Below are 10,075 nucleotides of genomic sequence, written 5' to 3' on the forward strand. Positions count from 1 at the left end.
CGCGGCCTGACTGGAGCCAACGTCACATGCCCGGAGCCCGCTGCCCGGCAATTTCCACCACATTCGCGACACGACCCAGTTCCCGGCACCATCATGGCCACGACGGCCTGCTTTCCGGGCATGCCCGAGACAATCACCCTGATCTTCGAGCGCATGACCATCCGCATTGACGGTTTGCAGGCGCAGGTTTTCCATCATGACGGCCAGGTCGAGACTCTGGGGGGCGAAGGAACTAGTGGCAGCGCAGCGGATCCGATGGCTTTCGATCACACCAGCCACCGCAACCTGATCTCCGCGTTTCTGGATACTCTCGAGGGTAAGGCCCCATTGGCGGTCGATCTGACTGATCTGCTCAAGACCCGAGAGCTGATACACGCGATGACAGAGGACCATGGCCACTGAAGAGCATCGGTGACGAAACCATCAACTAGACTGACCTGCCTTCACCCTTCTGGCCCGCACAAGGATCATCATGTTCAGCACCTGGAAACAAGAAAAAGCGACGGCAGCCCTCGTTGAGGAGGCACAGGCTCTTGCAGAGAAACTCGCCGCCGCAAAACCGCATCACGTCGATAGCCACGCCGCCGCGGCGCGGTTCTGGGCCGCCTCCTATCTTTCAGAGGGCAAGAACCTTTACGAACTGTCCCACTGGAAGGCTGACGCTGTCTCCCGGTTTGCCGCGACTGTCCAGGCGAGAGTTGCCGGCCTGCGCAAGAAGCGCGAGTATGACAGCAGTGATGGCCTTGTCATCTGGCTTCATACGGCCCGCGCAGTGACCGAGACCCGTGTGGCGCCGGCGGTCCGGGACATCTGGCAGCATCTCATGGACGCAGGACCCAATGCGGACTTCATGGTGCGGGAGCTGATTCAGGATGCCGGCTTGCCCGCAGACAAGGGCCGCCGTGTCCCGGTAGGCTTCGAGGTAAAGGAATAGCGCAATCTACGCAGACCCTGTGGCCCATCAGCCCGCGGGCTCCCATACGAATGACTGCTTCAACGATGTTGGAGCGCAAGAATGGTCAAAGAGGGAATGGCATCTTGGGGCCGATCCCCGGATGACATTACCTTCCGCGCGGCCTCTTGGGCGCCTTGGTGACCTTGTTGCCGCGTGGTCCAGATTGAATTGGCGTATTGCTCTGGTTCTCGTCCAGGAGCTTGCGCCAGCGTTCCACCCGCATAGGGTCAAGTGTTCCCGAGGCTGCCGCGGCCTGAACGGCACATCCTGGTTCATGAGAGTGGGTACAGTTGCCAAAGCGGCAGAGGGGAGCAAGTTCCGCAATCTCGGCAAACAACAGGTCCAGCCCCGTCGAGATGTTGCTCATATGAAGCGTTCGGATCCCCGGTGTGTCGATCGCCCAACCACCCCCGGCAATGGCATGAAGCGAACGCGACGTGGTCGTGTGGCGACCTTTGCTGTCCGCCTCGCGAATGCTGCCCGTCAGTTGTGCTTCTTCCGCTGACTTACCCGAGAGCGTGTTCAGCAGCGAAGACTTGCCGACCCCCGAAGAGCCGACAAGGGCGATGGTCTGACCCGCGCCGCACCATGGGGCCAGCGTTCGTGCCGCTTCCGGCGACTTTGCATTCAGCGTCACCACCTCAAGCCCGCGCTGCAGACCTTCCACTAGCTTTCGGTAGGGTCCGACAGCCGTTACCTGGTCAGCCTTTGTAAGAACGATTACCGGCGTCGTGCCCGCTTCATTCGCAAGCGCCAGGTAGCGCTCGAGGCGCGCCACGTTGAGATCGTCGTTGCAGGAGGTCACGATAAAGAGCGTGTCCACGTTTGCCGCAATCAGCTGCGGCCCTTGGCTCCCTTCCGTGCGACGCTGCAGCAGCGTCTTGCGCTCTAGTCGGCGGATAAGCAGGTGGCTTTCCGGCTCCACCAGAACCCAATCTCCGACTGCTTGATCTGCTGTATGGACATGGACGGGAAGCGTCAGCCGTACGGGACCCGACAGCGACTTTGCAGTCAGACGGGCCCGGTGAACGGTTTCAATGCGCATCCTTGCGAGGCCAGTTTCTGCCGCAGCCAATTGGTCTTCAAAAAATGCCGTCCAGCCGAGGGAGACCAATGACTGCGTGGCTTGATCTGATGAATGTGTCACAGCGGCCTCTCTGAACTCTGGTACCGGCTGACGCAAGGCTAACGTTTAGAGGACAGGGCTATCATTCTTGGCATGCGGATAGTCAGCTCGGGTGGGCCTCGGCGAGAAGGTTGATCACGTTGCCGTCTTCCATATCTTGTTCGGCCGACAGGCCTGTCCTAGATGATGGAGCACAAGATAACGCCGTGCGGGCCGATGGGCAGACGTGGCTCAAGCTCGAAGGCGATGTTGATGAACTCTTCCGACACCATGCCGGCGCTGGCGCGCTCTGCCAAGGACTGGGTCCGGATCCTGGCGAAGTATCGCGAGCCCTCGACACGCCGTAGTATCCTTGAGCTTCTTGTCACCTTGGTGCCGTTCACCTTGCTCTGGGTTCTGGCCTGGACCGCGATGTCGATCAGCGCCTGGCTGGCGATAGGAATCGCGGTCCTGAATGGCTTCTTCCTGGTACGGATATTCTGCATCCAGCACGACTGCGGCCATGCCTCGTTCTTTCACAGCCGGGGGGTGCAGGACTGGGTGGGTCGTTGCCTGGGAGTGCTAACCCTGACGCCTTATGACGTCTGGCGTCGGACCCACTCTCTTCACCATGCTCAGCATGGCAACCTTGACCAGCGCGGCATCGGTGATGTGCTAACGCTCACTGTGGACGAATACCGGGCTCGGAGCCGCTTCGGCAGGCTCATGTATCGCCTCTACCGTCATCCGATTGTGCTTTTCGGACTGGCACCCGGCTATCTGTTCTTGCTGCAGAACCGTTTGCCCCTTGGCCTGATGAGGTCAGGAAGGCGCTACTGGGTCTCGGCAATGGCGACCAATGTCATGATTGCGCTTTTACTTGCGGTGATGTTCTGGCTGGGCGGGATGAAGCCGGTGCTGCTGATCTATCTTCCCACTGTCCTTGTCGCCGCCACCATCGGAATGTGGCTGTTTTATGTGCAGCATCAGTTCGAGGAAACTCACTGGGCGAAAGGTGATGCGTGGCAGGTGCATGAAGCCGCGCTTGCGGGGTCCTCCCACTACGTCCTGCCCACGCCCCTGCGTTGGCTGTCCGCCAACATTGGCATTCACCATGTCCACCATCTCTACAGCCGCATCCCGTTCTACCGGCTCCCGCAGATACTGGATGATCACGCTGAGCTTGCCGTTGCCCAGCAGCTGACACTGCGGGAAAGCCTGCGGTCAGTGAACCTGCACCTGTGGGACGACAAACTGAAACGTCTGACATCCTTCAGAGAAGCGAAGCGGCAATACGGTCCTGCATAGGCCTCGGTGGGCGTAAGCAGAACCACAGACGTGACGGCACACGCCTGCTCGTTTAGCCCGGTGCCTTGATTGTCCCAGTGGTGCTGACCGGCGGATCTTCGGGCGGCCGGTGGTGAAGGGCTGACTTATTCCACGTGCTTGTACTTGTACCTGAAAATGCTTGTCCCTTTATGGCCTCACCGCCTCAATGCTTGACAAAAATGCGCCAATGTATTGTGGCGCAGTTCACTTCCTCTTCGTTCACAGGTTGCGCATGCACGTCAGCTGACGCTAGTTTCGCCCGATCCGAGGGAGGGACCTGAGAAATGAAGCATTTTGTTGCTGCCGCTTTGCTTGGCTCGGTTTTTGCTGCGCCGCTCGCCGCGCAGGAGATCAAGATTGGTTATGCGCTGGCCGAGGATAGCCATTACGGCGCAGGAGCCCGGGCTTTCGAGGAGTCTCTGAAGGCCAGTCTGGGCGACCAGTTCAGCTTCCGTCACTTCCCGTCCTCGGGTCTCGGGGGTGAACGAGAGGTTCTGGAAGGGCTGCAACTGGGCACGGTTGAGATGACGATCGCCTCGGACGGAACGCTGTCGAACTTTGTGCCGGAAGTAGGTGTTCTGGGCATCCCGTTCCTGTTGCGCGACAAGGAACATGCTCGCGCTGTTCTGGATGGCGAGATCGGCGACGAGATGCTTGCCAAGTTCGAGAACGCAGGTCTGCACGCACTGGCATGGGGGGAGCAGGGTTTCCGCCACATCACTAGCAATCGCGGCCCCATCGAGACGCCGGCTGATCTTGAGGGCCTGAAGATCCGCACCATGGAGAACCCGGTTCACATCGAGGCATTCCGCGCTCTTGGCGCAGCGCCCACGCCCATGGCTTGGCCCGAGGTAATCGGCGCGCTGCAGCAAGGGGCGATCGACGGTCAGGAAAATCCACTTTCAGTCATCGTCTCGGCCAAACTGAACGAGGTGCAGGAGAACCTGACATTGGATGGGCACGTTTATTCGTCGACGATCATCCTCGTCTCGCCGTCGCTCTGGGGTAACCTTGACGATGAACAGAAGGCCGCCTTCGAGAAAGCCGCCGACGATGCCGTTGTCGCCATGCGTGCCTATGTGGACGAGGTGGACGCATCCGGTGTCGCCCAGATGCAAGAAGCCGGCATGACGGTAAATGAGTTGTCGCCCGAGCAGAAGGCCGCCTTCCGTGACGCGCTGGCGGAGCCTTACAAGAACTATGAGGCACAGTTCGGCAAGGAACTGATGGACCGGATCCAGGCGGTCGAGTGATCAGGTGCGCCGCCTCGAAAATGCCTTTGTGACGCTTAACGGTACCGTGCTGGTGTTAGGGCTGATGGCGATGTCAGTCGTGCTCGGCTGGAATGTCGTTGGCCGCTATCTGACAGGCAATTCGTTGACCTGGGCAGACGAGGTGGCGCGCTATTCGATGATCTGGCTGACCTTCCTGGGCAGCGGCCTCGCGCTGCGCGAAGGGGCACATGCCGCAATCACCAATGCGCAGGAAGCTCTTCCGAGTCAGGGCCAGCGGGCGCTGCGGGCGTTGATCCTGCTGGTGCTGCTGGGCTTCTTTGCCTTCATGGTCTGGGTGGGCATCGACTACATGAACCGGATGGCGGTCCAGCGGTCGGCCGCTCTCCGTATCCCGATGAAGTGGGTCTATGCTGCAATGCCAGTGGGCTTCGCGCTGATGATCGTGCACTTGGCCTTGATAGCGCCACGCTATCTGCGCGCTGGCCTGCAACATCCGGAAGAGACCGCCCTTGGCTGAGATCCTGATCGCCGCCTTTCTGATTCTGATGATCATGGGGGTCCCCGTTGCATTCAGCCTGGCCATGGCCACCTTCGCGGCGGTTGCCATCGATGGACGTTATCCAATGGTGGTCGTGGTGAAGGAAATGTTCACGGGCCTCGACAGCTTTCCCCTGCTGGCGGTGCCCTTCTTCATCCTGGCTGCGGAAATCATGTCCACGGGCGCGATATCGCGCATGCTCCTACGTTTCGCTTCGCAGTTCGTTGGTCACCTGAGAGGAGGCCTCGGCTATGCCAATGTGCTGACGGGGACCCTGTTCGCTGGGATCTCTGGCTCGGCGTTGGCATCGGCCGCGGGACCGGGGGCGATGATGGCCCGGATGATGGAACGCAGCGGCTATTCGAAGGCCTATGCGGGGGCGCTGACCATTTCGGTTGCCGTGGTCGATCCGATCATACCGCCGTCGATCACGATGATCATCTACGCGCTGCAGGACCGCAACGTATCAGTTGGATCGCTGTTCATGGCGGGCTTGCTGCCGGGATTGCTGATATCGGCCCTCATTGCCGGAGTGAACTGGTGGATCAGCCGCAAGCGGGATTACCGCAGCCTTGAAGTGCACCCGCCCGCCTCGCAGATGCTGCGCAATACCATAGCCGCATTGCCGGCCCTGTTGCTGATCGTCTTGATTGTCGGCGGCATCCGTGGCGGCCTGTTCACGCCGACCGAGGCATCGGTGGTGGCAGTCTTCTATGCGATTATCGCAAGTGCTGTCATCTATCGCGGTTTTACCTTTGCGGACCTATGGGGGGCATTCCTTCGGTCCGCCATCATGTCCGTCGCGGTGCTGATGATTCTGGCAGCGGCCCGCGCCTTCGCCTGGGTGCTGATCATCGAGGGTGTCCCTCAGACCATGGCCGATGCCGTCATTGCCATGGACCTTTCGCCCATCGCCTTCCTGCTGATGGTCAATCTTCTGCTGCTGTTCTTCGGCATGTTCATGGATCCGCTGCCCGGCGTCATGATCCTGGTTCCAATCCTGGCACCCATTGCCTATAACCTCGGCATCGCGCCGGATCACTTTGCCATTATCGTCATCGTCAACCTGACATTCGGGCTTATGACCCCGCCTGTAGGAGGACTGATTTTCGTCGTCGCCTCGGCCACCAAACAGAAGCCGTCTGCGCTGGTCCGCGAATTGCCACCCTTCTTCCTTGCGGCAATTGCGTCGCTGCTGATCCTGACCTTTGTGCCCGCGCTGTCGACCTGGCTACCCAAGATCAGCGGTTTTGCTCACTGACAGTCTGCAGAACCCGCGATCTCATCGCTTGTGGTAGGGATAGCCGGGGGCTTGTCTGGGCTATGCAGGCGTTCAGTTCAACAGGTCCCCGGCTGCCAGTTCCTATTGCACGAGACCAACCTCGTTTAGGGTCGAGACGCATGCAGCCAAGGGGGTCGCAAGCCGATTGTTGGGTCCAGACCTTAGCTTCAGTCGTTTCGCCCTCAACAATTATACGGCAGGCCTGCGGTGCCGAGTTGATTGTTCGTATGCATATGCTTGGTTCAGCAGTTCCGCTTCTGACCATTGCAGGCCAAGAAAGATCAGGCCGAAGGGCGCCCCCGAGTCGTAATATCCGGCAGGAACCGTGATGCCAGGAATCCCCGCGATGTTCAGTTCGCCCACGGTGGTTTCGCGGATCGCTTTGCCGGAATGCAGGGCGGGCAGTTCGTTCAGCATCTACGGATAGACCAGCCCGTCCAATTCGTGTTCCGCGAAGACCTGATTGAGCAGTTCCAGATAGCGCCGCTTCAATTCAGGGAAGTCAGGCAGGGCCGGTGGCGTCTCAGGATCGGCAAGGCAGGCTGCGAAATCCGGCAACTCGTGCAGATAGCCAAGGATGGCTCCTTTCTCCAAGACATTCTCGGATGCAGTGGCGGAGACGAAATCGTCCCATGACTTCAGAGCGGCATCAGGCCCGAGGCGGCGCAGATAGCAGGTCATGTCATAGGGTAAAGATTCCAGCCCGCGCCCGTCGAAGAAGGGCGTTCCGGGTGTAATCTGGCGCAGGCTGGCGAAATCGGTACCGGCAAAGGGATCCTCGACCAGGATCGCGCCGGCCGCGGTCAGCTCACCCTGGGCGCGTTCGTAAAGCTGTGCGGCCTCGTCGGACAGGGCATCCGGCCGCCAACCCGGACCATAGAGCCCAAGCCGCTTGCCGCGCAGACCGTCCGTTGACAGTCCTGCCGCGTAGCCGCCAGCCGGGATTTTGCCGACCGATGCCAATGTCTTCGGATCCTCGGTCGTGAAGCCTGCCAGCACCGTCAGGCATTCGGCGGCATCCGCGACCGTCCGGGCGACAGGCCCGACCACGTCGCGGTTGGCCGACAGCGGCACGACGCCTGCGTTCGGCACCAGCCCGATGGTTGGCTTGATGCCCACCAGATCCTGCGCCGAGGCCGGGTTCTGGATCGATCCGCCCGTTTCCTCGGCCAGCCCGATCACCGCCATATGGGCTGCGACCGCCGCCGCCGAGCCGGCGCTGGATCCACCCGGCACGCGGTCAGGTGCGGCGGGATTGATCGTCGGTCCGGCCCAACTGTCATTGGCATGGGTTCCGGTCCAGCTGAGGATCGGGACGTTGGTCTTGCCGAGGATGACGGCGTCGGCGGCACGCATCCGCGCCACCACCGGGCTGTCGCGTTCGGGCATCAGATCGACGCCGCCCGCGCCGGAATAAAGCAGCCGCCAGCCTGCGGTCGAGGGAAAGCCCACCATATCCATCGGATCCTTGACCACGATGGGCACGCCCGCCAGCGCGCCCACCGGCTCGCCTGCCGCGATGCGACGGTCGATGTTGCGGGCCGTTTCCAAGGCGGCATCGTTTTCGAAGATGATCGCGTTCCAGGTGCCGTTCGCCGCCTGCACCTGGGTGATGGCGGCAAGGGTCAGAGCTTCGGCGGTGAAGGCGCCGCTGGCCAGACCTTCGCGGATCCCGGCAACCGTCAGGTCGCCCAGCGGGGGAAGCATGTCCTTCATCGGGCAATCCCCACGATGGATTTTAGGACCGATGCACCGACGGTATATTTCGGATCCACCATGTTGCCCAGCCGGATGCGACCGCACTGGGTCAGAAGCAGGTAGGCGTCGATCTCGTCGAACCCGAAGTCGGCGGCCATCCAGCGGATCAGCTCGCGATAGGCGCCGCGGGCAGCATCTTCCATCGGGCGGGAGGAGCCGATTGTCATGTAGAACTTTTCGTTCTCAAGCCTCGGGGCCCTGATGGTCCAGCCCTTGATCAGATCGACGCGGACGGTAGTGACGGTCGGGTGTTCGATCGCAACGCCACACAATTCGCCGTCGCCCTGGGCGGCATGGCAGTCGCCCAGGAACAGAAACCCGCCCTCGGTCTGGACTGGCAGATAGACGACCGCGCCAGGTGCCACATCCGGCAGGTCCATGTTGCCGCCGTAATAGTCGGGCACCAGCGATGAGATGGCCTCGATCTGCGGGGCGGTGCCGATGGTGCCGATGAAGGGTTCATAGGGCAGAGTGATGCGGTCGTTCCAGACGGTGCCTTCCTCTGCGGTGACTTGCAGCTTGCGCACCCGTTCGGGCAGCGGCGCCGGTGACCTGCCCCCCGGAAGTTCCCTTGCCGTGATGTAGAGTCTGCCCCACCTGAGAAGGAGCAGACGACATGAGGAAAAGCCGTTTCACCGAGGCGCAGATCATCGGGATGATCAAGGAACAGGAAGCGGGACTGCCCACCTCCGAGCTTTGCCGGAAGCACGGTTTGAGCCCTGCGACGTTCTACAAGCTCAAGGCCAAATATGGCGGGATGGACCTGTCCGACGCCAAGCGGCTGAAGCAGCTCGAGGACGAGAACGCGAAGCTGAAGCGGCTGCTGGCGGATGCGATGCTCGACAATGTTGTGTTGAAGGATCTTTTGGGAAAGCCTTGACGACGCCGGTGCAACGGCGGGACGCGGTGCTGCGGGCGATGCGGGATCATCCGATCTCTCAGCGCCGGGCCTGTGTCCTGATCGGTGTCGATCCGAAGACGGTGCGGCGCGACAGGCCGCCCGATAACCGGGAAATCCGTGAGGAGATGCACAAGATCGCCGAGAAGCGCCGCCGCTTCGGTTATCGGCGCGTGGGCATCATGCTGGAGCGCAAGGGCATGATCATGAACGCAAAGAAGCTCTATCGGATTTACCGCGAAGAAGGGCTATCGGTGCGCCGCCGTCGTGGCCGCAAGAGAGAACGCGGAAGCCGAACCCCGATGCCGGTGCCATTGCGCCCGAACCAGCGGTGGTTCTGAGACTTCCTATCCGACACGTTCGGGGCCTGCCGCAAGTTCCGCATTCTGGCCGTCAACGATGATTGCTGCCGCGAGAACTTGGCCCTGATCGCCGACACCAGCATCTCGGGGGCCAGGGTGGCGCGCGAATGGGACGCCTTAGTCAGGATCTACGGCAAACCCTCCTGCATAGTCTCTGACAATGGCACCGAGTTCACCAGCAAGGCCATCCTGAAATGGGCCAACGAGAATGGCGTCGAATGGCACTACATCGACCCGGGCAAGCCGCAGCAGAACGGCTACATCGAGTCCTTCAACGGCAGACTGCGCGACGAATGTCTCAACGAGGAAATCTTCGATAGCCTGGCCGATGCCCGCCGCAAGCTGGCCCTGTGGCGCTACGACTATAACCACGTCAGGCCGCATTCATCGCTGGACAACAAGACCCCCGCAGAAGCGCGCCGGGCGCTTGAGCAATCTAAGGGCTCCGCGCCCGGCGCGCTTGCCCAACTCGAAACCGACCATTATCAACCCCAAGGACTCTCGTTATGAACGAGGGACGACCGGGGGGCAGGTCAATTCCCAGCGCCATGGCCGAGAGGATGAGGTCGCTCGAGCGGGAGAACCGGGAACTGCGCCAGGCTAACGAGATTCT

Annotated in this window: 9 protein-coding genes and 2 pseudogenes; 7 read left to right on the forward strand and 4 right to left on the reverse strand. The window is 61.1% G+C overall.

Annotation, left to right across the window (positions count from 1 at the left end; genetic code table 11):
- Window positions 1-402, forward strand: a pseudogene (locus tag OU682_RS22425) (hypothetical protein); the annotation flags it as partial.
- 70 nt (window positions 403-472) lie between these two features.
- Complete coding sequence (locus tag OU682_RS22430; protein WP_268944420.1) at window positions 473-934, forward strand: hypothetical protein; 462 nt, start codon at window positions 473-475, stop codon at window positions 932-934.
- A 127-nt stretch (window positions 935-1,061) separates the two neighbouring features.
- On the opposite strand, the gene rsgA is transcribed toward OU682_RS22430, so the two are convergent.
- Window positions 1,062-2,000: a ribosome small subunit-dependent GTPase A gene (gene rsgA, locus OU682_RS22435; RefSeq protein ID WP_268944421.1), complete on the reverse strand. Its 939-nt coding sequence runs from the start codon at window positions 1,998-2,000 to the stop codon at window positions 1,062-1,064.
- Window positions 2,001-2,333: 333 nt separating this feature from the next.
- Here rsgA and OU682_RS22440 point away from each other — a divergent pair, with 333 nt between their 5' ends.
- The 4 genes from OU682_RS22440 (at window position 2,334) to OU682_RS22455 (ending at window position 6,423) form a co-directional block, all read left to right on the forward strand.
- Window positions 2,334-3,368: a fatty acid desaturase gene (locus tag OU682_RS22440; RefSeq protein ID WP_371832300.1), complete on the forward strand. Its 1,035-nt coding sequence runs from the start codon at window positions 2,334-2,336 to the stop codon at window positions 3,366-3,368.
- A gap of 305 nt (window positions 3,369-3,673) precedes the next feature.
- On the forward strand, window positions 3,674-4,642 hold the full coding sequence (locus OU682_RS22445) for a TRAP transporter substrate-binding protein (RefSeq protein ID WP_268944422.1): 969 nt from the start codon (window positions 3,674-3,676) through the stop codon (window positions 4,640-4,642).
- 4 nt (window positions 4,643-4,646) lie between these two features.
- On the forward strand, window positions 4,647-5,141 hold the full coding sequence (locus tag OU682_RS22450) for a TRAP transporter small permease (RefSeq protein WP_268944423.1): 495 nt from the start codon (window positions 4,647-4,649) through the stop codon (window positions 5,139-5,141).
- A complete protein-coding gene (locus OU682_RS22455; RefSeq protein ID WP_268944424.1) occupies window positions 5,134-6,423 on the forward strand; it encodes a TRAP transporter large permease in 1,290 nt (429 codons plus the stop codon). The genes OU682_RS22450 and OU682_RS22455 overlap by 8 nt, the downstream gene beginning before the upstream one ends.
- 210 nt (window positions 6,424-6,633) lie before the next feature.
- On the opposite strand, the gene OU682_RS22460 is transcribed toward OU682_RS22455, so the two are convergent.
- From OU682_RS22460 to OU682_RS22470, 3 genes are read right to left on the reverse strand one after another with little or no spacing between them, the layout of a single operon-like run.
- Window positions 6,634-6,861, reverse strand: coding sequence for an amidase family protein (locus tag OU682_RS22460; protein WP_268944425.1), 228 nt, complete (start codon window positions 6,859-6,861; stop codon window positions 6,634-6,636).
- Window positions 6,862-8,160, reverse strand: coding sequence for an amidase (locus tag OU682_RS22465; protein ID WP_268944426.1), 1,299 nt, complete (start codon window positions 8,158-8,160; stop codon window positions 6,862-6,864).
- Window positions 8,157-8,729 carry an acetamidase/formamidase family protein gene (locus tag OU682_RS22470; RefSeq protein WP_268944427.1) on the reverse strand — a complete coding sequence of 191 codons (573 nt, stop codon included), beginning with the start codon at window positions 8,727-8,729 and terminating at the stop codon, window positions 8,157-8,159. The genes OU682_RS22465 and OU682_RS22470 overlap by 4 nt, the downstream gene beginning before the upstream one ends.
- An 89-nt stretch (window positions 8,730-8,818) precedes the next feature.
- Here OU682_RS22470 and OU682_RS22475 point away from each other — a divergent pair.
- Window positions 8,819-9,972 (forward strand): annotated as a pseudogene (locus OU682_RS22475) (IS3 family transposase).
- Window positions 9,973-10,075: the final 103 nt, after the last annotated feature.

Source organism: Paracoccus benzoatiresistens, assembly GCF_026913015.1.
Lineage (GTDB): Bacteria > Pseudomonadota > Alphaproteobacteria > Rhodobacterales > Rhodobacteraceae > Paracoccus > Paracoccus benzoatiresistens.

What these genes read in the sequence shown, in the direction of transcription:
- OU682_RS22430 (WP_268944420.1), top strand. Translation starts at nt 473, where the DNA reads ATGTTCAGCACCTGGAAACAAGAAAAAGCGACGGCAGCCCTCGTTGAG.
- rsgA (WP_268944421.1), bottom strand. Translation starts at nt 2,000, where the DNA reads ATGCGCATTGAAACCGTTCACCGGGCCCGTCTGACTGCAAAGTCGCTG.
- OU682_RS22440 (WP_371832300.1), top strand. Translation starts at nt 2,334, where the DNA reads ATGAACTCTTCCGACACCATGCCGGCGCTGGCGCGCTCTGCCAAGGAC.
- OU682_RS22445 (WP_268944422.1), top strand. Translation starts at nt 3,674, where the DNA reads ATGAAGCATTTTGTTGCTGCCGCTTTGCTTGGCTCGGTTTTTGCTGCG.
- OU682_RS22465 (WP_268944426.1), bottom strand. Translation starts at nt 8,160, where the DNA reads ATGAAGGACATGCTTCCCCCGCTGGGCGACCTGACGGTTGCCGGGATC.
- OU682_RS22460 (WP_268944425.1), bottom strand. Translation starts at nt 6,861, where the DNA reads ATGCTGAACGAACTGCCCGCCCTGCATTCCGGCAAAGCGATCCGCGAA.